The organism is Laceyella tengchongensis (assembly GCF_900182735.1).
In the GTDB taxonomy this organism is placed as follows: domain Bacteria; phylum Bacillota; class Bacilli; order Thermoactinomycetales; family Thermoactinomycetaceae; genus Laceyella; species Laceyella tengchongensis.
In genome coordinates, this window is the sequence record NZ_FXTU01000003.1 from 310,247 (window position 1) to 335,415 (window position 25,169).

Consider the following 25,169-nt stretch of genomic DNA (forward strand, 5'->3'; position numbering starts at 1 on the left):
TCCTTAATTTTTAAAACAATTCATCGCCAGCACATCTCATCCGCTTACTCCAAGCCGGAAAGCTCAACGCCCGCTCAACCACCCCAGCTTAATTGCCAAGAAACACCGTATCGATCGGCAACCCAAGCGAATTTTTTGCTAAACGGATACGAATCTAACGGCATGAGCACTCCTCCGCCTTGGGATAGTTTCACAAACAGCTCGTCAATTTCACTTTCTGTCTCACAGGTGACAAACAATGAAATCGCGGGCGTAAAGGTAAATTCATGTTTGATAGGACTGTCCATGCACATGAACCGTTGTCCATTGAGTGAGAAAACCGCTTGCGCCACTTTCCCACTCGCCTCGCTCCCATCGTCTTCATGACGGGACAAGGTGAGAATTTCTGCCTGCTTGAACAAAGAAACATAAAAATTCATCGCTTCTTCGGCCTTGCCTTCGAACATTAAAAAGGTCGTGATTTTCTGATTCGCATTCTCCATCATTGGCAATCAACCCCTTTGATCGGAAAGGATAAAACGCTCTTTCTTCCAGTGTCGACAAAAGCGCCCATTCCCATTCTCTTCCCATCCATAACATGGATCATCGAGATGACGGAATGATCAAAATTGGAATATAATAATCTATGAAAGCTATGTTTCCCTAGGGGGTGTCTGGCAAATCAAGTTGTTAGAGAAGATGGGGTGGAAAAACCTTTTCTCGAGGAGCGCTGATGCACAAGTGAAGCGAATGAGAAAAGGGTTTTGGAACCGCTGGCCTATTCATCAGACACGCTCTAGTCAGCAACATAGCTCATTTTTAACCCCTTTTCATTTCGAAAGAAAGGATCAGTCCAATGAAAAAACCCTTCGCCATTTTGTGTGCGGCGACTATCGCCGCGGCCGCACTGCTCCCGTTCACCGCAAACTCGGTTTTCGCAAGTGTTCCGCGATATGCTTTTGAAACGGAAGATGGAAAGTGGGACGGCCATGTCTATAATCCCGAGGTAGTGGGCGATGTGGAAATCGTCCTTGTCCACCCGCTGTACGCCAAATATACTAACGGCAAAACTGTGAAGCTTAAGGACACGTCCAAACTGTGGGTACGCCTTTGCGAAGCCAACACCCGTACCTGCACCGCCTATTACAACCTGGCTAGCGGCAAAGCGCAGTTTGACAATGTGCAAGTCGGACACTTTTATGTTGATGTGAAGGACGAACTCCCCAATGCACATGTGTCCGGGCAGTTAGATGTTGTGTTTAAATGATCTCCCTCAAAGTAACCCGGAGTGCTTTTCCCAAAAGCCAAGGCTATCAAGCCTTGGCTTCACATTTTAAACATTCCAAATATTATACCTGCCACTTCCCAAAATGAAAGGAAGATACCATTGAGTGTTCACCAAGAACTGATACAACTTATTCAAGCTGGCAAAGAAGGACTAGGAATAGACTTTAAACGAACCGAGTACACTCGGGAAAAACAAACAGATTTAATCAAAGATCTGATTTCTATGGCCAATGCTCCTTTTGATGGAAAGAGATACATCATCATTGGAGTTGACGTAGAAGGAGATTGCATTTCTATTTTTCCCCTTCAAAACATTACTGACGATGCTGAATATCAACAACTAGTTCGCGAATTTGTCGAGCCTACAATTCCTTTTACTTACTATGATTTTGAATATGAGGGAAAAACCCTTGCCGTATTTGAAATAAAAGGATGTGAAAACCCTCCTTACATGATAAAAAAAGATCTCCAACGAGGAAAGACTATCTTGAAAAAAGGAGATTCTTGGATTCGTACAGGAAGCCGTAACGACCGATTAAGTCGTAGGGACTTAGATGATCTGGTTCAATTCCGTAATCGAAATCAGGAAAAAACGATTCTCTCGATTGACGAGATTAAAAAAATGGTCTATTATTCACATCCAAATGATTGGACTTGGATAGAAGAAGATATTGCCATATTAAATGAAAATCCTATGATATCTCTTAATGTTGATAGGTCTAAAGATCGCGATTATTATGAAGAGTGGTTGGATAAATTTGTTGATAATAAAGGGCGCTACAAAGTTTACAGAATCCAATATTTCCAACAAACTATTAATACATTTGATGTTGTTGTGGTAGATGGCGGACGTAAAGAAATACCTGTACCAAAGCTCTATAAAGATCGTGTAGAGTCCTTTCAAATTGAACATAACCATAGAAAACTGTACGACAAAATGTATATTACATATGAACAATACAATTTAGGCCGCGTTGTTAACCGTTCGGTATTCCCAGGTGATTATGATCGTTACTTGCGCCAAGGAGGCATCGACTTCGTTAAAGATGATCTTATCTAAGTTCTATAAAACAATAAACAGTCTTTATTTATACAAAGCTTGAATATCTTTATAATTGTAATCAAAGACCAAAGAATGACACGCTTTTCTATTGGAGGCGGACATTTCAGACATGTTGGCGTTGCATCAAAGGTGAAAGAACGCACGGGATGATTGCCGTAATAGAATAAGACCGAAAATACTTATTTAGCGGAAAGAGCCGGCTGCGTAGCTGGCCTTTTCCGCTTTTTTTGCGCAATCAGACCAATCCGTATCCTTTACTTCGTAAGTTCAACGATCATCGGCTTATCAGTAATAACCACTTCCTTTTTCTTGCTTCCTAACTGTATGATATATTTTTTTCCTGGTACTAGCTGATCTTTTATCTCTCCATTTTCATTGGTTAATCCTGCTTTAGGTATTGCACCTACACTATCCCTTTCTTCTTCAGGAATAACCGCTTCAATGCCGACTGCTATTCTAGAAACGGGCTTCCCTTCTTGATCCAGAACGCGAATAGTAACAGGACTTAACTTAGGTTGCTTACTTTCTTCATGGGCACAACCCGCTAATATGAAGCAAGCAAGGATACCAGCTAAGATTCGCAATTTCGATCTCCTTTCTATAAAACACCTGTATTTTAATTTTATAAATATATATAATCTTACTATAGCATGCATTTCTTACATTTTTATGTTGATGCGACGGACAAACTCCCCAACGCATGTGTCTTTACTTTTGAAATCCGACTGTACGACGGACTTGAGAGAGGATGAACATAATGGGCGTGATCCGCGCCATTAAACAAAACGAAATCGACCGATTGATCACCTTGGTTACCAATGCTTATCCATCTTTTGACGCTACAAAGGAAGAAGTTGTGCAACCGTTCAGAGAGCAAGTTGCCGCCACCATCAAAGAGCCGGGAAACTCCCATTTTTACGGCTATTACCGCGATGAACAATTGTTGGGGATTATGCGTTTGTACGACTATACCGTTCATTGGCACGGTTCCAACCTATTGGCCGGAGGCGTAGGTAGCGTAGCGGTGGACTTGCTTCACAAAAAGGAGAAAATCGCCAAAGAATTGATCACTTACTTCCTGCGGCACTATCGCAATCAAGGCGCTCACATTGCCTTCCTCTATTCATTCCGCCCAGACTTTTACAAACGCATGGGCTTCGGCTTCGGCACCGAGTGGCACGAATACCGCGTAACCCCCAGCACCATCCCCAACGGTCAAGGCAAAGAGCGGCTCACTTTTCTGACAGAAGCAGACATTCCGGACATGTTGGCTTTGCATCGGCGGGTGACAGAACGAACGCATGGGATGATTGCCGCAACAGACCAAGATCTTAAGCGCTTATTCAGTATGAAACAAAACCGCATAGTCGGGTATGTCAACGGACATGGCCTTCAGGGATACATGGGGTTCCAGTACCGCAACAATCATTCCAAAAACGATTTTCATAACGACTTGCATGTCAACCAATGGATTGCGGAAGAGCCGGCTGCACATCAAGCTTTTTTCGCCTTTTTACGTAGCCAGGCCGACCAATTTCAGCGGATTGTGTTCTATGTGCAGGACCCTGAATTTCATCATTTGTTCGATGATCCACGTAATGACACAAACAATATGATCCCTCCGTTGTCGCACGAGGTTCGCACGACGGGAATCGGCCTCATGGTTCGTATCCTGGATGCCAAACGTGCCCTCTCGACATCGACCATCTATCCCTTTGGCAATGTGGACGCCACCTTCACCTTCGAGATCAGAGACACTTTTTTGGCGGAAAACGAACAGCGATTCACCATTACGTTCACAAATGGGAAGCCCGCGTTGCGCGACTTTGTCGACAAAGCACCCGTCGTTCGCATGGACATCAGCGATTTGTCTGCGCTTCTGTACGGAGCAGTCTCCCTCAACACCTTGCTCAACTACGGCAAAGCGACCATTTCAGATGCACAATGGACGCAAACATTGCGTGCCTTGTTTCCCAAAGCGGCTTTCCCTGTTTGCGACACCTTTTTTTAAAAAAACCCATCCCCCTCATTTTGCCGGGGGATGGGTTTTCGATCACATCGCAAATCAGCATCGAAGACAAGCCATCTGAATTCTGAAACTACTCATCTCGAACCGCTTGCACTTGGTTGAGCATATCCATCTGTTTGTCGGTTCGGTCATCAATACAAATGTTGGTGATGATCCGACTGGCTCCATTGGACATGGCGTTTTGGTGAATCTGCATGGCAAGCTCCATCAGCCGGGGCACATCTCCCTCGATCACCGTCGCTGTGGGCGTGACCTGATAATTAAATCCGTTTTTTTCAATCAGTTTGACAGCATCATCCACATAAGAGCTGAAGCTCGCTGTGCCGGTGCCAACAGGAACCACACTAATTTCAAGCAAAGCCATCATTACCCCTCCTCGGTCTAACAATTCACTACATAAGGTGCACAAACACCGGCTAGGCTATTCAGGCCATGGCTTTTGCCTTCTCCGCGGTGTTATCCTTGGTGATCCATCCCTTTTGCAACCCCTTATTGACCATATGGTCAAAGCGCGATAAGATGATATTGACCGTATGGTCAATACCCTGCGCGTTTAAGGAGTAGAGACATGGAAACCTATGTTATGCATTTCCATGAGATTGATCAGACGCATGTGAGCGAAGTCGGCGGCAAAGGGGCCAACCTCGGTGAGTTATGCAAGGCCGGATTTCCTGTACCCCCCGGTTTTTGCATCACGACATCTGCTTACCGTGATTTTGTCGGGTCCAGCGGCGAGTTTGATGAGTGGTTGAATGAGCTTGCGAAGTTAAAACCGGAACAGCTGGATCAGATTAGCTTTTGGGGACAACGGATTCGCAATCATCTGCTCTTCCTATCCCCTTCTGAGCAATTCACATCTGCCCTGTTCGACGCATGGAAAAAGGAAGGGACAGAACGGGCTTATGCTGTTCGCTCTAGCGCGACAGCCGAAGACTTACCTACCGCTTCCTTTGCCGGACAACAGGAAACTTATCTGAACGTAAAAGGGTTTGACCCTCTCTTAGAAGCCGTTAAAAAGTGTTGGGCTTCCCTGTTTACTGACCGCGCGATTGTCTATCGCATCAAAAATGGATTTGACCACCGTTCCGTCCGCTTATCCGTAGTCGTACAACAGATGGTAATCCCTGATGTCTCAGGGATCATGTTCACTGCCGACCCTATCACCGGGCACCGGAACACGGTATCCATCGATGCCGGATTCGGCTTGGGTGAAGCTTTTGTTTCCGGATTGGTCACCGCTGATCTGTACAAGGTGCGCGGCAACCGAATCAGCGACAAGCAAATCGCCACAAAACAAAAAGGCATCTTTGCCATGCCGCAAGGTGGCACGGAAACGAGAGACCTCCCTCCCGAACAACGACAAAAACAAGCATTGCCGGACGAGAAAATCTTGGAACTGGCCGAGCTTGGACGGCGCATAAAAAAGCATTATGGCACGGAGCAAGACATCGAGTGGTGTCTGGAAGGCGACCGGTTTTTCATTTTGCAAAGCCGGCCCATCACCTCCCTTTACCCACTCCCATCCGCAAAGGAGACATCGCTCCGAATATATCTTTCGTTCGGCCACAAACAGATGATGACCGACTATATGAAGCCGCTTGGGATTTCGGTTTTACGCACCCTCGTCCCAATCAACAAGCAGTCCGTCCATTCTGAAAGCAACAGTCTGGTTGAAGCTGGCGGCAGATTGTTCTTAGATTGCACGCCTGCCTTGCATCTCACATCCATACGAAACAAAATTTGCGCAAACGCCGAACTGGATGATGATCTCCTTGCTCTGTCCAAGGCTATCAGAATGGAAGAGTTTCAGCAAAGCCTTCCCCGCCGAGGGGTGAGACGTCAATTTTTCCGCACCTTCAAACGTATTTTTACTGTCTATGGCCGAGCCATCCCCCTGTGGATCAAGCTGTTCTATTTCGGTGACCCCCAGAAGGCAGCCAAACAGGCTCACATCACCTATCAACAAAATTTAGCTCGTTGCAGACAAAAGCTCTTAGGCCTGTCCGGCTCCGAACGGATGAAGGCGCTGCAGGACAGTGTGGCGCGAGACGTATTGAAGGCGTTGGCAGATTCATTAGCTTGCACCCTGGCGGGATTGATGGCAGGAGTCATCCTGGAACGGCGCGTGAAGAAATGGTTGGGAGAAGAAGTGCCTCCCGCCCTGCACAAATCTCCGCCAGGCAATGTCACGAGTGAAATGGGCTTGATGATCGGCGATTTGGCAGATGCGGCAAGAGACTGCCCTGCATTGCTCCAATATCTTGAAACAGCGCAAGACGAAACGTTTTATGAGGGATTGCGCAACATTGAAGGCGGCGAAGCCTTTCAAGCTAAACTTTCTGCATTTATGGAAAAGTACGGCATGCGCGCCCCCGGAGAGATTGATATTACGCGGGTTCGATACCGAGAGAAACCGACGTTGCTCGTTCCGTCCATTCTAAGCCATATCCGAAGCAATAAAGTGAATGAGCATCGCGAAAATTTCAATCGCGGGGAACAGGAAGCGCATGAAACGATTCAATCTTTGCTTTCCCGGATCAGAAAAACGCGGGGCGGAGCGAGAAAAGCCAAACGGTTGGCGCGGTTGATCTCCATTTACCGCCATAACGTAGGCATCCGCGAACTGCCCAAGTACATCATCATCCGGCATTTTGCCCTCTTCAGGGAAGCGATCTTGGAAGAAGCAGAGCAACTATGCCAGCAAGGTGTGTTAAAACAAAAAGAAGATATCTTTTATTTCACGTTGGATGAATTGGTCGCTTTGGTGGAACACCGCTTACCTGACGCCCAATCGCTGATCGACTCCCGTAAGCTGCAAGAAGCGCACTACAGCAAACTTTCACCCCCGCTCGTTATGACCAGCGACGGCGAAATATTTACAGCCGCCCGGCGCAACGAAAAAGCCCCTCCCGGTGCATTGATCGGCATTCCCGCATCGGCAGGGATTGTAGAAGGATATGTCAAAGTCGTCCGAAGCCTGGAGGAAGGACGACTGAACAAAGGGGATATTTTGGTCGCTCCCCACACGGATCCTGGGTGGACACCATTATTCCACTCAGCCAAAGCGCTCGTGACAGAGGTCGGCGGCTTGATGACCCACGGCTCTGTCGTAGCCAGAGAATACGGCATCCCTGCTGTGGTCGGCGTGGAAAAGGCCACCACGCGCTTGAAAGATGGTCAATACATCCGCGTGGACGGCACAAACGGCTATGTGGAAATTTTGGCAGACTCCGCCGATTAAACCAACGCAAAAAGGCAGGCACTGATCATGTGCCTGCCTTTCTTCTCTATTTCCTGCCGATTCTGGCTTTTGCGCATTAAACGAAAGAATCTAAAACGACACGCAACAACTTGCCTCTTAACAGCTTGTATGTCCGCTCAATCCAATTCATCTTCTCAGGATGATATCCGGAACGACCGACATACGTTTTATTGGACCAGATCCCCTTGCCCTTGGACTTGGCCATCTGTTCTGCCTCTTTCATCTTTCTGACCATGTCAGGATTGCGGTTTCTGGTATAGCTCACCCGGGCCAAGCCCTTTTTGGCCAACTCTTCCTGCAACAGCTTGCGGTCGACATAGACATAAGCTAGCAATCGACCATAATGATCTCTTTTTTCCGCATCATATCCCAGTTCAACAACACGGCTCTGATTAATCATATATCTGGTGAACAACTTGGCCTCTTCCCCATAAGGTTCAACTCCTTTGCGCGGATGACTCGTCTCGGGGGTGTCCACCAATAAAAATCTCACCCGTTCCTCTTTGTCGTTCTTAAACCGTACCCGAATGGTATCCCCGTCATACACTTTCACAACCTGTACAGCGTCAATCTCACCGGCACTGTACAAACTCTTCTTATTCGGCAATCGTTTTCGTTTCTTTCTAATAAACACTATGTCTTCTCCCTTGATGTAAATTATCTCTTTAAACAGAAACTTATAAGTTCTCATTGATTATTCTACTATTAATAACAAATAAAAATCTATAACCTAAAGAAAGGCGTTTCCATCACTCTGCCATGTGTTTCCATACCAATTATGATGGAACCTTGCTTCGCAAAGAAGACCGCCAGCCCCATCAAGGCAAGCGGTCCCGCTCCCACCGTGTACCACGGGGGAATGTTCCATGGTTAGCTACCTGTTTTGATCTTGGCGATGCTCGCCTTCACCCCTTCCAACACCTGCGGATCTTCCAAACCGGTCACATCCCCGGCCACTTCGCCATGAACCCACAATTCTTTTAATAGGCGACGCATAATTTTACCGCTAACGGTTTTTGGCATTTCATCGAGGAACACCACCTTGCCGGGCTTGGCGATCTCCCCAATTTTGTCAATGATCCGTTGGCTTATTTCCTGTCTCAATCGGTCTTCCTCCGCAGGGATGTCCTGGTTTGCTTTTGCAAACACGATCGGGATCTCCCCTTTGATTTTATCGGGTACGCCGATAACGGCTGCCTCGGAAACATCCGCGCAGGCCAATACTGCGCTCTCCATTTCCATGGTGCTGAGGCGGTGACCCGCGACGTTGAAGGCATCATCGGAGCGACCCACCACCCAGAAATGCCCGTCCTCATCTTTTAACGCGATGTCGCTGGCGAAATAACAGCCTTGTACTTGGCTGAAATAAGCCTCTTTGTACCGCTCAGGCTGTTTCCAAAGCGTCCGGCACAGCATAGGCATCGGCCGCCGCATAACTAAGTTACCTAGCACCCCTGCAGGCACCGGCTGGCCGTTGTCATCGACCACATCCATGGCCGCGCCCAAAAATTGAATTCCCGCCGAACCCGGCTTCATGGGAGTCAGCCAAGCAGCCCCAGCGATGGGGCATCCGGCCACTTCTGTCTGTCCCCATGTGTTATTGACATAAACGTTGTTTTTCCCCAAAACCTCGCGCGTCCAATGCCATGTCTCTGGATCGAACGGCTCCCCGACCAACGCAATGACATCGAGACACGACAAGTCATAAGGCGCCAACGCTTCGTTTCCAAGGCTTTTTAACATACGCAATGCAGTCGGCGCAGTGAACAGCTTGTTAATGCGATAGCGATCAATAATCTGATAAAAACGGTCCGCTTCGGGATAGTTTGGCGCCCCTTCATACACCACCGTTGTGACCCCATTGGCCAACGCGCCGACAATTCCCCAAATGTGCATCGTCAACCAGCCGATGTCCGCAGTGCACCAGAAGACATCATCTTGGCGATGATCCATATGATATTTGGCGTAAATGTAATTTTGCACTACAAAGGCCATACCAGCGTGAACCACCCCTTTGGGGTTTCCCGTCGTCCCGCTGGTGTAAAAGACAATGCCCGGCTCATTGGCTTCTACCCCTGTCGGTTCACATTGATTGCTTGCTCCTTTCACAAGCTCGTGCCACCAGTAATCCCGTCCTGCTTGCATGTGTACGGGTTGGTTCAACCGATTGACGACAATCACCGCCTGAACGCCGTTGACCGCTGGAACTACTTGATCCACCTTGTCTTTCAACGGAATGCGTTTTCCCCTGCGCAAAGAAGCATCAGCGGTAATGATCAACTTCGGTTCGAAATGGATGAGTCGGTCTTTGAGCGCCTCGGTAGAAAATCCGGAAAAAACGGCGTTATACACCGCCCCCAAACGGAAACAGGCTAACACAGCAATCACTGCTTCCGGCAGGTTAGGCAGATAAATGGCCACCGGATCCCCTTTTTTCACGCCAAACTCCTTCAACACATTGGCAAAACGGTTCACTTCAGCCAAAAGCATCTGATAAGTATAAAAACGGACCGGTCCGTCTTCCCCTTCCCAAATCAAGGCTGTCCTATTTCCGGCTCCCGCTTGGACATGCCTGTCCAATAAGTTGTAACAGGGGTTGCTGACCCCACCGGTAAAAAAACGAAAATCGGCAAAGTCTCCCGACATGGTGTCAGTCCACGGCTCAAACCAATGCAATTCACGTGCCACTTGATCCCAAAAAGCGGCGGGATTCTCCCATGAACTCTCCAACAGCTCGCGGAAAGCGTCCATACTTCCCAGCTGCGTCGCTCGTACTTTTTCCGGGTTGGGTTGAACTAAACGGCTATTTTGCACAACATCCCGCATGCCTTTGATGTCACGATTCACCATTCCATCCCTCCAATGAATGCATTGATTCTTTTTGGATTGCCGCCCCATCCGATGACCGGCGAAAACCTTCTTGAAAGCCCTTACATCAAAGTCCGTGCTTCCCAACCGTAGCCATCCGGTGCGAAGGAGGAATACAGCTAGAATAATAATTGATAGAACCTTCAGATTTCTATTGCCGAGTAACTCCCCGATCACCGAATGAGGATAGGGTACGCAGCAAGCCTCAAACTGACACCTTCCATGTCCAGTGGTCTTTTTGCCCAATTACAACAAGCTCACTCAAAACTAGTTGACTAACATCCAGGGAACCTAATCATTCATGATCGATTTAGGTTCCACAACCTTATTTTATTACAAATGGAACCCGAAGAGCCATCCTGACATCGTGCCTTACCTCCATCCAGGGCCACTTATTGCCGACGCAACAGTCGGCAAAAAAGAGGCCGGGTGCACAACAGGTGCCTCCGGCCGGATACTGAGAGAGGATTCAGATAAAACAATCTTATGGGAAAGCGTTGTTTCAGATTACATCACTTGTTGTTTTTATCGGCAACCAGTGCGGCAATCTTATCAAACGCTTTAGATTCGTTTGAGCTTGACACCATTTGAATACCCATCTCTTGAATCCGCTTATACGCTTCATCCAATTTCGCTTGCAAATTCAAAATGGTTTCATTTGCCGTATCAAGCTGCGCTTTTAAATTGTCACGCTCTGTTTCCAGAATGCGTCTGTCGGCTTCCACTTCCTTTTTGAGGACATTTTCGCGGATGGCCAGAACTTTTTTGATTTCGGCGTCGGCTTTTGCTGAAGCTTCTTTCTTGACCTCTGCGATTTTGTCGGGAATGGCAGCCACTTCAGCTTCAAGCTGATCCATCTTCTTCTCCCGTTTTTCGATTTCACTTTCGCGCTCTTCCAGCGATTTTTTATATGTACTCAACTCAGCGTTTTTCTGTTCGAGTTCCAAGTTAAATGCTTTGCGTTTGCTCGCCAACTCATCCTCAAGCTGGTCATACGCTTGTTTCTTATGTCTTTCAAAGTCGTATTTGAATTCTTCTTGTTCACGCTTCTGGCTTTGGGCCAGTTTCTCTTTTTGCTCTTTGATCAGCGCCTCATACTCTTCACGCGCCGACTTAATTTTGTTCGTGATCTCGTTCAATTCGGCCGTTGCTTTCTCTTTGGCCTCAACCAATTCTTTTTCTTGTTCCAGCTTCAACTCTTGATGGGCGTTGACCAGCCCTGCGAGGGTGTGAGCTTGCTTTTCAATTCCGAACAATTCCTTAAGCTCCGCCTCTTTGATGGCTATCGCTTCTTTGACGGTCTGGAGATTGGCCGTTTGCGTCTTGATGTCATCACTGATTTTGCCAAGCAAGCTAGTGACCGATTTTGACAGATCGGTGATTTTCTCTTCAATGTTCCCTTCCACGATGTTGTTGGCTTTGGCGATCGTTTCCGCCGTTTTTTTCGCCGTCGTTTCCGCAACCGGATCTAGCTTTCCTTTCTCCAACTCAGCAATTTTCTTCTCCGCTTCACGGAGAGCCTTCAGGATCGTCGCTTTGGTGTCTTTCTCGGTGACTTTACGCATCTGGATTCTCCTTTTGTTCAGAAGTGAAATTCATCCGCCGCAAGAGCTTTCATGTCTCGCGCTTATGTTTTTATTCTATCATGCGAACACATGTTTGTAAAGCATCTCATACAAATTGAATTGGCCTCCCGTCCATCACTAAAAACGACCTTGACTGGCCAATAATATACTATAAACCAGTTTTTCACCCCCAGGCAGAAAGGTGATCCATATGGACCTGTCCTATTTTTTTGATGCAACGCAAGTGCCGTCAGCCACGATCTATGCCTTCCTGCTAAACTTGGTGGGAATTCCCCTGTTCTTCATTGTGGCCGGGTGGCTCATTACCCGCATGAAATGAACAAGGTACGGCAATCAACTATGCGAACGCTTGGCATTGACTGTTAAAGGAGGTTGAATAGATGAAACGGACGAACAAGAAAGAACCGCTGACCGACAACAGGGAAACAGAGTTGCCAGACCCGCTTAAACGCTTGCCGGACAGCGCTCCTACACCTATAGAACCAATCCCTCCCAACCTGCTCACTCCACCAGAGGAACCGCCTCCGCTCGATCTACCTTGACAGACGCGCACATCCTTGCCCCAAACAAAACAAAGGCGAGCATAAACTCGCCTTTGTCACCGTTTTCAGTGGTGATTAAGGAATTAGCTTTGGCAGGTTGGGAATGGTTTGATTGCAGTCCCCTGCCAAGGGAAGGTTGCGGCAAACGTATTGGCCTGCGCTATTTTCGGTGGCCGCCCCGCTCGGCGCCGGTTGATGGACGCGTTGTTTCCAAAGCTGCCAGATCATAAAGCCGTCATTGGCTTTACCTTTATACTTAATATACTTGACCATCGTTTCGACGTTGTAGTATCGGGTAGCGATATTGTTCTGGCCTGTGAGCATTTCCGCATCGTAGACGGTACCAGGCGGTGCCTCCACTTCAAGTACTGCTCCGCCGGACCCTTCGGGGGCGATTTCCATGCCAATATTGATGGGACCGTCATAGATGGCCCGATAGGATTCGTACCCTTCACGCGGATCATAATAATCACCGGCATCATATGACATCAGGTTGATGAAGTCGATCTTGTCACCATGGTCCTTAACCACGCGATACATGGTTCCGCCAAACGGCGAACCCCACTGCACTTTCCCTTCTTCAAACGGCGTGCCCTTAACATAATAAGCTCCGGTCGACCAACCAGCGATCGAAATCTTCAGATCGGCACCACGTGCTTGGATTTCATTGTAGAGGCTGTTGATGATCCAGGCAATCTCACCATCCTTGGTACAGCTGAACCGCTCTGCTTCCAGCTTGTTGCAAAGACTGCCACTCGATTCCCAGTCAATGTCGACGCCTGACGCACCCAAATCCAGCGCCAGGTCAACCACACGCGATGCGCTGAAGTTGGCCCATTGGCTACCTTGGCTATACGCCCAGCCACCAACCGACACCCAAACCTCTGTGCCGCGCGCTTTTAAAGCCGCGATGTTGTCACGCAAGTCACGTGCCTGTTGGGGAGTGAATTTCTTCTGTCCGTTGTAAGTGGTCGCCCCTTCGACGAATTCAAAGCCGGCGACGGCCTGATCGAATTCATATGAACCTTTACGATAAGCGGTATCGGGTCTGGCAAAGGAAAGATTCACATTGGTGATGTAATTGGGGATATTAGCGGGCGTTAAATCATAAATGCTTGTGTTCCATGTGCTGGCATAAGCCACATACCTGCGGGCCGGCTCATTGGCGCTATCCTTCTTCAGCGGTGCCTTCACTTCATTACCGGATGCAGAGGCATGTAAGGGTGTAAACGTTGCCGGCGACAAACTGAAAATCATTGCCACGATGAGAAGAGTGATGACCGCGCCCCGTTTTCCCCTATTCTTGATGTTCATTTCCATCTCTCCTTTTTCAATCCACAAAAACAATCAAATATTCTGTATATTATTAGTTTAACGTATATTAGTATAGTTGTCTATACCATTATAGTTGCGCATTTGCCACTTACGAGAGAGAACCAAAGAGCAGATAACCTCGGGGATATTCAGTTTGCCTGACAACTTGGACACGTTTGAGGTTCTCAGCATTGAGAGCATTTCGATTCAGGATCAAGAAATGTTACGCAAGCGCCAGACAATCAAATGGAATTTCACAATAAAAAAACCCGTTCCTTTACGGAGCGAGCCTTCGTATTTACCAAAATACAAGTCATGTAACAACTTTATTTGTCTTTTCTAAAAATAAAATATGTCACAAGGTGTGTTATTCCCACTAAGATATTCAAAAATATGAATATGATTATACCACTTGGCGATGTAATGGGTTTTTCTACAAAAATATACTCAACCACAATAGTAGCAAAGTATGCAATCACCACCAACCATGCCTTTTTAACTTTACTTGCAAAATAGACCATGAATATGGTGATTAAAACCACCAACGCATAAGAAATGAATAGAAGTGACTTTGAAGATAGAATCATTTTGTCATCCTCTCATAATCCCCCCTCTTGGTTGAGGGGGGATTTTTATTTACCAGTTATAACCTGAAAATACAAGCATCCAATCCTGATCATGATCAACCCATTTTAGATATCGATCATATGAACTAGTCGGACGACTCGGATCAATTAACCATGCATATGAGCCATTAGTATTGTCATATCCAGACCCGACCAACCAATGCCATTCTTCATTAATTAATGGGCTGTAGATTTTACCTGATAAAACAGCCACAGGAGCATTCCCATCAATATGCGCTTTATAAGTACCGAAGTTTCCTTCCGCATCAGGTCTAGAAACAGTCCATTTTCCAGGTGTATTATGTTCTAAATGTCTATCAAATCCATTTGCAAAATCTCCAGCTGTAGTTCCTATTATCGTACTACCAAATTCGCTATATAAATGATTGATTAAAGATGCGTGAGTACCATAATAAGCGGTTCCCCTTACATTATAACCACGGCTATCATAGTAATTCGTAATCATCGCAGCAGCTGTAGGACCACATGAAGAATTAGGATACGAAACGCCACTAATATATTGACTAATTCTTGGAATATCCAATTTTTTTGCAGTAATAGCCAATGGCTTAATATTACTCTCATCTGCTAAAAGGCTATTCCATTCAACACTACTTTCTTTGTGACTCGTAGGTATTTTCTTAAATTTGTGTTCTCTTTCTATTTCCTCAACAACTTGGGAATTTCCTTTTATTTTCTGTTTAAACCTTTTTAAAATCTTATTTTTCTTTTCATTTGACTGTCTTTGTAAATCCTTTGCATCTATAGCACCCATGAATTGAAAAGGGCCAACATAATATACGTTTTTCCCTTCATCAAGCATTCTTTTGATATCCGTTGTATAAGAAGGATCATTCCCAAATTCAATAACTGGACCACGATCAGTAGAATCGGCTACAACCATATTACCTAATTCTTTCCCATTTTGTTCAACTACTATATAATAGGCTACACGATTTCCTTCAAAGTCGTATAAATCTGTTAAGATCTCCAATTTTGCCCCTTGCCATTCGTTTCGCATTTTTAAAAAGTTTTTACTAGCTTTCAGAGCATCTTTTCTACTGATTTCTTTTACAATATTTGTATCAGCATATCCTTGATTAATGAAAAAAGATTGAGCAACAATAAGAGATAATGCAAAAACAACAAACATTATTTTTTTCATAATCGACCCCTCCTTTATATATTTTTGAACACTTAATTATTATATTACAATATAATTACAATAATCAATAAAATACAGTAATATTAAATCATTAAGTCAATTTACTGAAGTAAGGTGGCTTCTTAAAAACCACTGCACTGTATTATTTCCATAATTGGTTTATTTAATCATCTAATCACTTATATATTACAAAAAAACAATGTCCTAGAAAGGAACGAATCCAGAATTGAAATTATTGGCCTTACATAACCGAAGAGCGATAGAATTGCAGTCATCTGGAAAGCGGGTTCTGGGAATACACACAGTGGTTTGGTCTTTGCGACCGCGGGGAAATCTTGGCGCTGGCTATGTTGATCATGAAATATGACCAGCCAGTCTTGCTGGCGAGTAGTTACCAGGAAGACGATGTCCATCAACTGTTGTTGCTTCAGCGGTTGCGCCCCTATTTGCCGCGGAACATCTACTGCCACTTGGACCGGAACGAGGCGGAAAAAGTATTTGGACAACATGCGAACATGCGAGTAACCCTTTTCTCAACATGAAATGGACCGGTTAGCAAGACTCTCTCAGTCACTATGATCCCGGCTCCATTCATCAACTGGGGATGGCGGACATGAAGGAGATCGTTTCATTCTTGGAAACAAGTCATCCAGGACACTTGATTGATGAAGATTTCATCCAGCGGGGCGGTTTCGTTGCGCTGAAAGAGAATAACACCATCATCAGCATGGCTGGTGTCGTTGCTCAGTCAGATCAATACCGTGTCGTTTCCATCGGCAACGTCGCGACCCATCCCGACCAACGACGAAAAAATTTGGCGAGCCAAACCATCTCGGCCCTGATCCACTTGTTATCCCCCACTTATCAGACGATCACATTAAATGTAAAAGCCGCAAATCACGCGGCCATTCGCTGTTACCAAAAGCTTGGATTTGAGGAAACAGGTGTGTTTGACGAAGTGATCTTCTCTTAAAAAACATCTAAACATCTTCACCATGGTATCAAAAATTTTTTATTGACAGACACAATCCTCTCTCATATAATTCTATCTAAATTAAAAATCAAAATAGCATTTCATTTTCACATGCAATGAAGAGGTTAAGTAGACAAAACAGCATCGTCAACAGAGAACGGCCCCATGGCTGAAAGGGCTGTACGATCGTTTTGTTGAAATTTCGCCTCGGAGCTTCGTGTTTGAACGGGGGCTTTCCCCCAGTAGAATGCGACGAATGGCCATCGTTATCAGGCTGAGTCTCTTCAGACTAGTTGAGTCCGCCTTCCGTGAGGTAGGCGGAGAAGCTGAGTGGTACCGCGAACCTATCGCCTCAGCGATCATAGGGAAATCCCTTCCCCTTGATCGTTGAGGCGTTTTTGCGTTTGGCGGTGCCGTGAGACGAGTGAGTCCATTTTCCGTGAGGAAGTGGAAGAGCTGAGTGGTACCGCGGTCCCCCCGCCTCAGCAATCAGACGTGTTACGCCTGGTTGCCGGGCGGGGGGTTTCCATTTTACATGAAAACGGGAGGGTTGAAATCGATGGACAGCCATAACAATCAATTGCGCAGAGGATTGGATGAGCGACACATGCATATGATCGCTTTGGGCGGAGCCATCGGCACAGGCTTGTTTTACGGTTCTGCCACCACCATCCAAATGACGGGCCCGGCGATTACCTTAGCCTATCTCATCGGCGGAGTCGTCATTTTCTTCATCATGCGCGCTTTGGGTGAAATGACTTTAGCAGAACCCGTCTCCGGCTCAATTAGCCATTACGCTGGACGATATATCGGACCGTTCGCTGGATTCTTAGCAGGATGGACTTATTGGTTTATGTGGATAATTGTCGGCATGGCCGAACTGACAGCGATCGGCACCTATTTCCAGTATTGGTTTCCCAGCGTGCCGCAATGGGTTCCCTCACTCGTTGCTCTGGTGCTAATGACGCTGGTCAACTTGTTACACGTGAAAGCATTTGGGGAGTTTGAATTTTGGTTCGCTTCCATCAAAGTGTTCGCCATTCTGGCCATGATGGGAGGAGGATTGCTCCTCATTTTCGGGCCAATCGATCATGGATCCACTTCAACCGGAGTAGACAATCTGTTTGCCCATGGCGGTTTCATGCCGCACGGCTGGAAAGGCTTCCTGCTATCCATGGTGTTGGTGTTCTTCTCGTTCGGCGGGGTAGAACTGGTGGGCATGACAGCCGGAGAAGCGAAAAACCCGCTCAAAAGCATTCCTGCCGCGGTGAATAAAGTAATCTGGCGCATCTTGATTTTTTACGTCGGCGCCCTAACAATCATGTTGATGCTCTATCCCTGGAATGAAATTGGCACCAAAGGCAGCCCGTTCGTCATGATTTTTGATCAAATCGGCATACCTGCCACTGCCACCATCCTCAACATCGTCGTCATCACCGCCGCCTTGTCGGCTTTCAATAGCGGTTTGTTTAGCACTAGTCGGATGTTATACCACTTAGGGTTGGAAGGCCAAGCCCCCCGCATATTCACCAAGTTGAACAAAGCCCATGCACCGCAACGGGGCATCCTGTTTTCTTCCCTACTTTTATCCGTTGCGGTGGTACTGAACTACCTTGTTCCGGAAAAAGTCTTTCTGTATATCTCATCCGTGGCGACGGTTGCTGTGATCACCAGCTGGGCATTGATCTTGCTCACCCACTTGCGCTTTCGCAAAGCGAACCGTACGACCGCATTCAACATGCCATTTTATCCTTATTCTTCTTATTTCGCTTTAGCTTTTCTGGGGATTGTGGTCATCCTAATGGCTTATGTCGATTCGACAGTGATCGCCCTCATCGTGGCCCCAGTTTGGTATCTATTGGTGTTTGTCAGCTACCACGTGCGACAACGAATCGCGACAAAGCGGGAAAAGCCAGCCGCAACCTCATAAAGGCACAAAAACCTCCGCTTGGCGATCTGCCATCTAGCGGAGGTTTTCACATGCCGATTTTTCACATTTCGCTATGCCCAGATGTACGGGCTACCCGGGTGTCCAACCAAGCGAGAATATCCCGGTACACTTCTTCTTTGTTCGTTTCGTTTAACATCTCATGCCGCCCGTCCGGATACAATTTCAGCACCACGTCTTTGATGCCGATCTGCTTGAATTGCTGATAGGTTTTGCGCACCCCTTTTCCGTTTTGGCCAACTGGGTCCTTGTCTCCTGACAGCAGAAAAATGGACAGTTCTTTGGGAATGCGTGCCAATCCCTCTGCTTCGTCCATTTGTTTGATCCCTGTCAGCAAATCGCAAAAGAAATTGGCGGTGGGAACCTCCCCGCACAGCGGATCTTGCACATACTTGTCCACTTCCTGCGGGTCGCGGCTCAACCAATCAAACGGTGTGCGAGCGGGTCGAAACGGCTTATTGAAATTGCCGAAAGAAAGCGTGTTCATCAGCACACTTCTAGCCCTCTTCCCCCTGAGCCGACATTCGATTTTGGCGATAAGAATGCCCAACGAACTCATCACCCTCCGACCTGCCCCCGTGCCGGACAAGATCAGCCCAGCCAGCTCCTCCCCATGCTGTTGGACGTAGGTTCGCGAAAGAAATGAGCCCATGCTGTGGCCAAATAAAAACAGAGGGAGATTGGGAACTTCGTCCTTGATTAACTTGGTTAAACGGTACATGTCGTCAACTGCAAGCTCCCAGCCATTCTCATCGGCAAAATGCCCCAAGACTTCGCAACTCCCCGCCGATTTCCCTAGACCACGGTGATCGTTGGCATAGACATGATATCCAGCCTCGGTCAATACCGCAGCAAAGTCGGCATATCGCCCTGAATGCTCCGCCATCCCATGGGCGATCTGGACAATTCCTTTCGCCTTGGGCCCACTCATCCATTTGTTCACATGGATCTTTACACCATCTGACGAAGGAAATGTAAATGAAACCGGCTTCATCTTCTCAGAACCTTTCTTTGCGGTTATTTCAAAAGCCATCTGCTAGAAAAAGATCAGGAAGGGAATTTTATGCCTATTTTATCGGCTCCCTATTCCATATCATATGGCTTTCACAATAACATGTAGTATTAGTTATTACTCTTTTAACATAGCAAGTATTAGAAAAGTTGTGTAGAACCTTTGCGAGAAACTCTGGAAATCTTCTTTCTTTGCGCACAAATTGGTCATATTCACTGCGGCATGCACCCTCTCCTTTTTCTTTTAAAAACATATCTATATATCAATGGTAGATTTGATCGAAACCAACCGATCAAATCTACTAAATACCATATTCAAAAGGAGAGATTCGCATGTTCGACGCTCACTTTTTCTGCTGGGAAGACCATCACCACAAAAAGAAGCATTTCCGCAAGAAGAATACCAATGTCAATGTGAACAAAAACAAAAACAAAAACTCCAACAAAAACAACATCTACATTGACATCGACATCGATCTCCACAAAAAAGGCAAGAAAAAACATCACCACAAAAAACATCACCACAAAAAACACGACCATCACAAAAAGCACCACTACTATCATCACTACGGCTATTAAGCCGGTTCCGTCAGACAGCCACCTCACTTTTCGAGTGAGGTGGCTTTTTCATCACACTCAAAGTTTCCTTGTGTACAAGCCGTTTGCCCATTGTTTCTAGCAAGACATTCATAATAAGCCGGACAATAACAAAGACTATGCTTCATAGGAACATTTCGCGCATGGCGGATAGAGGTGAATGAGGATGTTTTTTCGAGTCGGAAAAACAAAACAGCGCAGACAAAAACAGGATGATAAGTCAATTGAAACTTCTGTCTCCACCAAACTGGCTGAGAATGTGAAAGCCTTGAATCAGCGGTTTGCTTCTTCCCCCGACTTGATCATCAAGGAGTTGCAAAATAGCTCTGGACAGAAAGCAGCTCTTGTATACTTAGAAAATCTAGTCGACAAAACGGCCATCAATGACCAAATCTTGCGCCCCTTGATGATCGAAAATGCAGCATTTGACCCCGCCAGCATTCCTATTCACAAAACATCGACTACACGCGCCATGGACCTAATCGAATCATCCATCTTCATCGGGAAAAGCGTGTTGTTGGTGGATGGGCAACCGTGGGCGATCATATTCAACACGCAAGGATGGCCGCAACGGTCCATCAAAGAACCCCAAATAGAATCGACGCTCAAAGGCGGACACCAGGGCCTGGTGGAAACAGTGGGGCTAAATATCGCCTTGATCCGGCGTTACTTGCCCCACCGAGAGTTAATGTTGACAAAAACCCTTGTCGGGGAGCGGAGCCAAACATCCGTGTTCCTCCTCTATTTGCGGGACGTTTGCCAACCAGAACTGGTGAAGGAATTGGAAAACCGGATCGATCGCATTAAAATTGATGCGCTGATCAACGCCGGGGAACTGGAGGAGTATTTGGAGGACCATTGGTTTACCGTTTTTCCCCAGTTCATGCAGACAGAGCGGCCAGACACGATTGTCTCTCAGTTGCTACAAGGGCGCATCGTCCTCATCGTCGACCACTCCCCCGTGGCACTAGTGGGCCCGATGAACTTCACCTCTTTCTTCCAAAACGTGGACGATTACAGTTTGCGCTGGATTCTGGCTTCTTTCTTGCGTTTCATCCGTTTTTTCTCTTTCCTCATCGCTATCAGTTTACCGGCGTTTTATATCGCTACCATCTCTTTTAACTATGAAATCTTGCCAATCGACTTGATGATCTCCATCGGCATATCCAGGGAAAGGGTTCCCTTTCCTCCTTTGTTGGAAGCATTTATCATGGAAGTGACCATTGAAATGATCCGGGAGGCTGGTGTGCGACTTCCATCACCAATCGGGCAAACCATCGGGGTTGTCGGGGGGATCGTCATCGGGCAGGCGGCGGTCCAAGCCGGTATTGTGAGCAACGTCATGGTGATTGTCGTGGCATTGACAGCGATCTCTTCCTACATCATCCCTAACTATGACATGGCTTCGGCAATCCGCCTGATCCGCTTCCCACTGATGATCATCGCTTCGATGTTTGGAATGGTGGGTATTGCCATTGGGATGATGATTCTTTCCATCCACATCGTGACGACCACTTCGTTGGGATACCCTTATGGTAGCCCGATCGCTCCCATCCGTCTTCCCGATTGGAAAGATACTTGGTACAGATTACCCTTGTGGAAAATGGATAAACGCCCGATCTCGGCCGATCCCCGGCAAAGCATGAGACAAGGCCACAGCAGAAAGAGTGGGAAGAACTGATGCAGATGCCGGAAAAGGGACAATTGTCACTAAGCCAATTTACATTCACCATCTATAAAACGCAAGTTGGGATCGCCGTATTGTCGATTGCGCGCGAGGTGGGGCAATACGCAGGCAGGGACAGCTGGATTTCCATCCTTATCGGTTGGCTCATCACCATGGTATTCAGCCTGTTGATCATTCATATAATGAAAAAACATCCCGACAAAACCTTGTTTGACATCTTGCCCATCTATTTCGGGAAATGGTTGGGCGGCGCCTTCACCCTCGTTTGGGCGGCGTATGGCTTGTACGCTTCTTTCTCTACATTTTACGCCACCCTGTTCCTGATCCAGGTGTGGATTTTGCCAAACACCCCCACCTTTTCGTTGTATGTGCTTTTTCTGATCCCTGTGTACATGCTGTGCCGGCACGGTATCATCGCCATCGGCCACTACTCTGACTTTGTTTACTTGTTCTGCTCATGGATGCCGATGTTGCTCCTGTTTTCAGTTCATGATGCGCACTGGCTCAATCTCTTGCCCATTGCCGCAGAAGGATGGCTTCCGATTATCACCGCCGTCCAATCGACGATTACCCCCTTTCTCGGATTTGAGATGGCTTTCATCCTGTATCCTTACTTGCAGGACAAAAAACAAGCCACGAAAGGCGTTTTGATCGCCAACACCTTGTCGATGATGGTGTACTTGCTTGTGATCATCTTGGCAAATATTATCTTCAGCGACAAAGAAATACAAACGTGGATATGGCCAACTCTGGCCTTGCTCAAACCGATCCAGTTCGCCTTTTTGGAGAGATTGGAAATCCTATTCCTCTCTTTTTACACGATCATTCAGTTGATGACCGTCATTCCTTATCTATATTTGGCATTGCGTGGATTGACGCAGTTGACGCGCAAGTCGGCATACCATCCTCTGTTACTCTTCATAGTGGCGGCCATCGCGGTTAGTTCCCTTTTTGTGGACATGACCAATGAAAGGATCGAACGATTTCTGGATTGGCTTTCCCATGCCGGATTGGTTATGGCATTCGGTTTTGTCGCGTTTTTGTGGACGGTCAGCCAACTGCGGCATCTGATCCAAAGGAGGAGAGCGATGTGAAGCATTGGTGCCACGCTATTCTCGTCTGCTTGTTACTGTTGACCCTTACAGGTTGCGGTGACCAGCTTTATTTGGAAAACGCTGATATTCCGCTCAGTGTCGGATTGGATATGGATGACGAGGGGAAGATTATCGTTGTCAGTTCCGCACCCGTATTTAACGAAGAGGCGAATAAAAAAACGCATTTCGAGCAATCCACCGCCTTGTCGTTTCGGCAAAACAGAAAACTGCTCAATTCACAAAGCCAAGGAAACGTCATCGCCGGCAAAATCCAAAATCTGATCATCAGCAAGCAGATGTTGAAACGAATCAATGCCTTTCCTATTCTGGACGTGATTTTCCGCGATCCCAAAAGTGAAATCAACGCCAGAGCCCTCGTTGTGGACGGTTCACTTGAAGATCTGCAAAACATCTCGATGGAAGACAAGGGCCGCTTGGGCATCGCCATCCGCGACACAATCGATGCGGCCCATCAAGTCAGTTCGACCGTGCTCACTCGCGTGATTGATTTTCGCGGTCAAATGTTGGACAACCGGGTGACCCCTTATCTCACGGAAATGCGCATCCGGGGACAAGATTACGCAATCACGGGCACCGCTCTGCTGAACAAAGACGGGAAATACGCTACTTCCCTCGATCAAAACGAAAGCTCGCTTTTGCTCCTGCTTCAGCACCAAACGGAGTACCCCCTGCAACTACCGTTTACGGCTCCCCTGCAACTGCCGTTTACGACTCCGCCCAACATGGCGCCAAGCGACCCAACGATGTCCCAGATGAATGTGAGCCTGACAATCAACCGGTACAAAATCAGCTCCGATTATGCACAAGGAAGGTTTCATTTTGAGTTTCAAGTGGATTTAACCGCCAATCTCTCTGAGCGCACCTTCCCGTTTGACATGAAAACCGAGAGAAGAAAATTGGAACAGGTTATTGAAAAGCAATTGCAGCAAAAACTTGAGCGCTTGATAGCCAAAATCCAACATCACCGACTGGATCCGATGGGCTTGGGTCGGGTAGCGCAGGCATATCATTATCCCATATGGAAACAGGTACAAAACAATTGGCCGGAAACATTGGCCAAGGCCGATATCCGCGTAACTCCCCATGTCACGATCAAAAGCTATGGCATCACTTTTTAGCGGCCGCCGGGACGGGGTCCTCCTTCCTCTTCTTCCGGTTGATACAGCCTTCCACCATCCGGCAATAGCTGGATTTCTGGGAAATAGTATCTCAGTTTGATCAAGAAATAATCTGTTTCACTAAAATGATGCTCCAAAAACCTTAACGTGGTTTTATTCAACACTTGTCGTTTGCGGTATAGACGGGTAACCGTCTCCACATACCGGTAAAACCGCTTCACCACATCTGCCGTTTCATGGCCCAACAAAGCAAGGCGGGGGTAAATTTCAGACTCGGAATAAGGGAACATGACCATGGACTGGGCTTGCGACAAAAGGGATCTGAAAAGATTTCTGAATCGCTCGGATCGGGTGGCCACGATCGTTTCCAACGGATCGAGCATGTTGATCAACAGAATGGAATGCCCTAACTGATCGATCAACCACGTGTTTAACAGCGACAACAACGGCAAATGGGGAGGCTGCATCCCTTTCACATAGTACGAGAGCAAGCGAATGTATTCCTTCGCTTCTAGCAAGGTTCCGTTAAAATAACTGGGTGACAGCGAAAGCACCACCTCGTTGTTGATTCGCCTCTTTTGCAATCCTTCCTCAAACTGGCAATAACGGCAAGCCGTCGCATACGCCCGTTGGGCAAACCGCACATTCGTGGGCGCATTGACTGGGGCATGGGGATCCATCCCAGAAAGCTCCGACAGCAACTCGCAAAACTCATGCATAAAAGCGCATGCTTGGGTGACCGCTTCCGTTTCGCCCGGTGACAAATTCTCATACACAAACAGCGCGTGTTCGTATAGAATTTGTAACCAAAAACGATGCTCTTGCCACACGGTTAAGGACATATTGTTCCCCCACTCATAACCTTTTTAACTAACATATGGAAGCATGACCGCAAATATGAAAACATACCCGTCGCTTCCCCTGGCATCTACATAGGGGATCAGTCACATGCGTGGCTCTGGGGCATTCCTAAACAGCGGCCAAACCCTTTTTGGACAT

Annotated in this window: 23 protein-coding genes and 1 other annotated feature; of the genes, 12 read left to right on the forward strand and 11 right to left on the reverse strand. The window is 47.0% G+C overall.

Going from position 1 to position 25,169, the window contains the following annotated elements; translation table 11 throughout:
* Window positions 1–74: 74 nt before the first annotated feature.
* Complete coding sequence (locus tag QQZ12_RS08495; protein WP_102993818.1) at window positions 75–482, reverse strand: VOC family protein; 408 nt, start codon at window positions 480–482, stop codon at window positions 75–77.
* A 353-nt stretch (window positions 483–835) separates the two neighbouring features.
* On the opposite strand from QQZ12_RS08495, the gene QQZ12_RS08500 reads away from it, so the two are divergent.
* A complete protein-coding gene (locus QQZ12_RS08500) occupies window positions 836–1,246 on the forward strand; it encodes a hypothetical protein (RefSeq protein WP_102992344.1) in 411 nt (136 codons plus the stop codon).
* A 120-nt stretch (window positions 1,247–1,366) separates the two neighbouring features.
* Window positions 1,367–2,326, forward strand: a complete 960-nt coding sequence (locus QQZ12_RS08505) for an AlbA family DNA-binding domain-containing protein (RefSeq protein ID WP_189319032.1) — start codon at window positions 1,367–1,369, stop codon at window positions 2,324–2,326.
* Between the two features lie 257 nt (window positions 2,327–2,583).
* Here the strand turns inward: QQZ12_RS08505 and QQZ12_RS08510 are convergent, their stop codons facing one another.
* On the reverse strand, window positions 2,584–2,985 hold the full coding sequence (locus QQZ12_RS08510; protein WP_102992342.1) for a DUF2606 family protein: 402 nt from the start codon (window positions 2,983–2,985) through the stop codon (window positions 2,584–2,586).
* 101 nt (window positions 2,986–3,086) lie between these two features.
* Between QQZ12_RS08510 and QQZ12_RS08515 the strand changes: the two genes are divergently transcribed.
* Complete coding sequence (locus tag QQZ12_RS08515) at window positions 3,087–4,340, forward strand: GNAT family N-acetyltransferase (RefSeq protein ID WP_189319030.1); 1,254 nt, start codon at window positions 3,087–3,089, stop codon at window positions 4,338–4,340.
* A gap of 88 nt (window positions 4,341–4,428) precedes the next feature.
* Here QQZ12_RS08515 and QQZ12_RS08520 read toward each other — a convergent pair whose 3' ends face one another.
* A complete protein-coding gene (locus QQZ12_RS08520; RefSeq protein WP_102992340.1) occupies window positions 4,429–4,722 on the reverse strand; it encodes an MTH1187 family thiamine-binding protein in 294 nt (97 codons plus the stop codon).
* Window positions 4,723–4,926: 204 nt separating this feature from the next.
* Between QQZ12_RS08520 and QQZ12_RS08525 the strand changes: the two genes are divergently transcribed.
* On the forward strand, window positions 4,927–7,599 hold the full coding sequence (locus tag QQZ12_RS08525; protein ID WP_102992339.1) for a phosphoenolpyruvate synthase: 2,673 nt from the start codon (window positions 4,927–4,929) through the stop codon (window positions 7,597–7,599).
* A gap of 76 nt (window positions 7,600–7,675) precedes the next feature.
* Here QQZ12_RS08525 and QQZ12_RS08530 read toward each other — a convergent pair whose 3' ends face one another.
* From QQZ12_RS08530 to QQZ12_RS08540, 3 genes are all read right to left on the reverse strand, one after another.
* On the reverse strand, window positions 7,676–8,254 hold the full coding sequence (locus QQZ12_RS08530; RefSeq protein WP_189319029.1) for a thermonuclease family protein: 579 nt from the start codon (window positions 8,252–8,254) through the stop codon (window positions 7,676–7,678).
* A 236-nt stretch (window positions 8,255–8,490) separates the two neighbouring features.
* Window positions 8,491–10,470 carry an acetate--CoA ligase gene (locus QQZ12_RS08535; RefSeq protein WP_102992337.1) on the reverse strand — a complete coding sequence of 660 codons (1,980 nt, stop codon included), beginning with the start codon at window positions 10,468–10,470 and terminating at the stop codon, window positions 8,491–8,493.
* A 530-nt stretch (window positions 10,471–11,000) separates the two neighbouring features.
* A complete protein-coding gene (locus QQZ12_RS08540) occupies window positions 11,001–12,053 on the reverse strand; it encodes a coiled-coil domain-containing protein (RefSeq protein WP_102992336.1) in 1,053 nt (350 codons plus the stop codon).
* A gap of 211 nt (window positions 12,054–12,264) precedes the next feature.
* On the opposite strand from QQZ12_RS08540, the gene QQZ12_RS08545 reads away from it, so the two are divergent.
* A complete protein-coding gene (locus tag QQZ12_RS08545; protein ID WP_022738097.1) occupies window positions 12,265–12,393 on the forward strand; it encodes a hypothetical protein in 129 nt (42 codons plus the stop codon).
* A 61-nt stretch (window positions 12,394–12,454) separates the two neighbouring features.
* Complete coding sequence (locus QQZ12_RS08550) at window positions 12,455–12,616, forward strand: hypothetical protein (protein ID WP_189319028.1); 162 nt, start codon at window positions 12,455–12,457, stop codon at window positions 12,614–12,616.
* Window positions 12,617–12,691: 75 nt separating this feature from the next.
* Here QQZ12_RS08550 and QQZ12_RS08555 read toward each other — a convergent pair whose 3' ends face one another.
* Together QQZ12_RS08555 and QQZ12_RS08560 are read right to left on the reverse strand one after the other, a co-directional pair.
* Window positions 12,692–13,930, reverse strand: coding sequence for a glycosyl hydrolase family 18 protein (locus tag QQZ12_RS08555; RefSeq protein ID WP_223248075.1), 1,239 nt, complete (start codon window positions 13,928–13,930; stop codon window positions 12,692–12,694).
* Window positions 13,931–14,566: 636 nt separating this feature from the next.
* Window positions 14,567–15,721 (reverse strand): C39 family peptidase, encoded by a 1,155-nt coding sequence (locus tag QQZ12_RS08560; protein ID WP_102992334.1) that lies wholly within the window; start codon window positions 15,719–15,721, stop codon window positions 14,567–14,569.
* Between the two features lie 347 nt (window positions 15,722–16,068).
* Here QQZ12_RS08560 and QQZ12_RS08565 point away from each other — a divergent pair, with 347 nt between their 5' ends.
* The 3 genes from QQZ12_RS08565 (at window position 16,069) to QQZ12_RS08575 (ending at window position 18,624) form a co-directional block, all read left to right on the forward strand.
* Window positions 16,069–16,263, forward strand: a complete 195-nt coding sequence (locus tag QQZ12_RS08565) for a hypothetical protein (RefSeq protein ID WP_145958364.1) — start codon at window positions 16,069–16,071, stop codon at window positions 16,261–16,263.
* Between the two features lie 71 nt (window positions 16,264–16,334).
* Window positions 16,335–16,694 carry a GNAT family N-acetyltransferase gene (locus QQZ12_RS08570; RefSeq protein ID WP_189319027.1) on the forward strand — a complete coding sequence of 120 codons (360 nt, stop codon included), beginning with the start codon at window positions 16,335–16,337 and terminating at the stop codon, window positions 16,692–16,694.
* A 107-nt stretch (window positions 16,695–16,801) separates the two neighbouring features.
* Window positions 16,802–17,052: a binding site (T-box leader), on the forward strand.
* 201 nt (window positions 17,053–17,253) lie between these two features.
* Window positions 17,254–18,624: an amino acid permease gene (locus tag QQZ12_RS08575; protein WP_102993817.1), complete on the forward strand. Its 1,371-nt coding sequence runs from the start codon at window positions 17,254–17,256 to the stop codon at window positions 18,622–18,624.
* Between the two features lie 61 nt (window positions 18,625–18,685).
* On the opposite strand, the gene QQZ12_RS08580 is transcribed toward QQZ12_RS08575, so the two are convergent.
* Both QQZ12_RS08580 and QQZ12_RS08585 read right to left on the reverse strand, forming a co-directional pair.
* Window positions 18,686–19,573, reverse strand: coding sequence for an alpha/beta hydrolase (locus tag QQZ12_RS08580; RefSeq protein WP_223248074.1), 888 nt, complete (start codon window positions 19,571–19,573; stop codon window positions 18,686–18,688).
* Between the two features lie 395 nt (window positions 19,574–19,968).
* Window positions 19,969–20,193, reverse strand: a complete 225-nt coding sequence (locus QQZ12_RS08585) for a hypothetical protein (RefSeq protein WP_123827432.1) — start codon at window positions 20,191–20,193, stop codon at window positions 19,969–19,971.
* Between the two features lie 223 nt (window positions 20,194–20,416).
* Here QQZ12_RS08585 and QQZ12_RS08590 point away from each other — a divergent pair, with 223 nt between their 5' ends.
* From QQZ12_RS08590 to QQZ12_RS08600, 3 genes are read left to right on the forward strand one after another with little or no spacing between them, the layout of a single operon-like run.
* Window positions 20,417–21,931, forward strand: a complete 1,515-nt coding sequence (locus QQZ12_RS08590; protein WP_223248073.1) for a spore germination protein — start codon at window positions 20,417–20,419, stop codon at window positions 21,929–21,931.
* The gene (locus QQZ12_RS08595; protein ID WP_102992329.1) at window positions 21,931–23,031 is read left to right on the forward strand and encodes a GerAB/ArcD/ProY family transporter; all 1,101 of its coding nucleotides are present in this window, start codon (window positions 21,931–21,933) and stop codon (window positions 23,029–23,031) included. Before QQZ12_RS08590 ends, QQZ12_RS08595 begins: the two co-directional genes overlap by 1 nt.
* Window positions 23,028–24,170: a Ger(x)C family spore germination protein gene (locus QQZ12_RS08600; RefSeq protein ID WP_284724273.1), complete on the forward strand. Its 1,143-nt coding sequence runs from the start codon at window positions 23,028–23,030 to the stop codon at window positions 24,168–24,170. The genes QQZ12_RS08595 and QQZ12_RS08600 overlap by 4 nt, the downstream gene beginning before the upstream one ends.
* On the opposite strand, the gene QQZ12_RS08605 is transcribed toward QQZ12_RS08600, so the two are convergent.
* Window positions 24,167–25,012, reverse strand: a complete 846-nt coding sequence (locus QQZ12_RS08605) for a DUF2935 domain-containing protein (protein ID WP_102992327.1) — start codon at window positions 25,010–25,012, stop codon at window positions 24,167–24,169. The two genes, QQZ12_RS08600 and QQZ12_RS08605, sit on opposite strands and share 4 nt — an antisense overlap.
* Between the last annotated feature and the right edge of the window lie 157 nt (window positions 25,013–25,169).

What these genes read in the sequence shown, in the direction of transcription:
- QQZ12_RS08545 (WP_022738097.1), top strand. Translation starts at nt 12,265, where the DNA reads ATGGACCTGTCCTATTTTTTTGATGCAACGCAAGTGCCGTCAGCCACG.
- QQZ12_RS08500 (WP_102992344.1), top strand. Translation starts at nt 836, where the DNA reads ATGAAAAAACCCTTCGCCATTTTGTGTGCGGCGACTATCGCCGCGGCC.
- QQZ12_RS08495 (WP_102993818.1), bottom strand. Translation starts at nt 482, where the DNA reads ATGGAGAATGCGAATCAGAAAATCACGACCTTTTTAATGTTCGAAGGC.
- QQZ12_RS08550 (WP_189319028.1), top strand. Translation starts at nt 12,455, where the DNA reads ATGAAACGGACGAACAAGAAAGAACCGCTGACCGACAACAGGGAAACA.
- QQZ12_RS08510 (WP_102992342.1), bottom strand. Translation starts at nt 2,985, where the DNA reads ATGCATGCTATAGTAAGATTATATATATTTATAAAATTAAAATACAGG.
- QQZ12_RS08580 (WP_223248074.1), bottom strand. Translation starts at nt 19,573, where the DNA reads ATGAGTGGGCCCAAGGCGAAAGGAATTGTCCAGATCGCCCATGGGATG.
- QQZ12_RS08590 (WP_223248073.1), top strand. Translation starts at nt 20,417, where the DNA reads ATGTTTTTTCGAGTCGGAAAAACAAAACAGCGCAGACAAAAACAGGAT.
- QQZ12_RS08595 (WP_102992329.1), top strand. Translation starts at nt 21,931, where the DNA reads ATGCAGATGCCGGAAAAGGGACAATTGTCACTAAGCCAATTTACATTC.
- QQZ12_RS08540 (WP_102992336.1), bottom strand. Translation starts at nt 12,053, where the DNA reads ATGCGTAAAGTCACCGAGAAAGACACCAAAGCGACGATCCTGAAGGCT.
- QQZ12_RS08555 (WP_223248075.1), bottom strand. Translation starts at nt 13,930, where the DNA reads ATGAACATCAAGAATAGGGGAAAACGGGGCGCGGTCATCACTCTTCTC.
- QQZ12_RS08520 (WP_102992340.1), bottom strand. Translation starts at nt 4,722, where the DNA reads ATGGCTTTGCTTGAAATTAGTGTGGTTCCTGTTGGCACCGGCACAGCG.
- QQZ12_RS08570 (WP_189319027.1), top strand. Translation starts at nt 16,335, where the DNA reads ATGAAGGAGATCGTTTCATTCTTGGAAACAAGTCATCCAGGACACTTG.
- QQZ12_RS08585 (WP_123827432.1), bottom strand. Translation starts at nt 20,193, where the DNA reads ATGGTCGTGTTTTTTGTGGTGATGTTTTTTGTGGTGATGTTTTTTCTT.
- QQZ12_RS08525 (WP_102992339.1), top strand. Translation starts at nt 4,927, where the DNA reads ATGGAAACCTATGTTATGCATTTCCATGAGATTGATCAGACGCATGTG.
- QQZ12_RS08515 (WP_189319030.1), top strand. Translation starts at nt 3,087, where the DNA reads ATGGGCGTGATCCGCGCCATTAAACAAAACGAAATCGACCGATTGATC.
- QQZ12_RS08535 (WP_102992337.1), bottom strand. Translation starts at nt 10,470, where the DNA reads ATGGTGAATCGTGACATCAAAGGCATGCGGGATGTTGTGCAAAATAGC.
- QQZ12_RS08565 (WP_145958364.1), top strand. Translation starts at nt 16,069, where the DNA reads ATGTTGATCATGAAATATGACCAGCCAGTCTTGCTGGCGAGTAGTTAC.
- QQZ12_RS08605 (WP_102992327.1), bottom strand. Translation starts at nt 25,012, where the DNA reads ATGTCCTTAACCGTGTGGCAAGAGCATCGTTTTTGGTTACAAATTCTA.
- QQZ12_RS08560 (WP_102992334.1), bottom strand. Translation starts at nt 15,721, where the DNA reads ATGAAAAAAATAATGTTTGTTGTTTTTGCATTATCTCTTATTGTTGCT.
- QQZ12_RS08575 (WP_102993817.1), top strand. Translation starts at nt 17,254, where the DNA reads ATGGACAGCCATAACAATCAATTGCGCAGAGGATTGGATGAGCGACAC.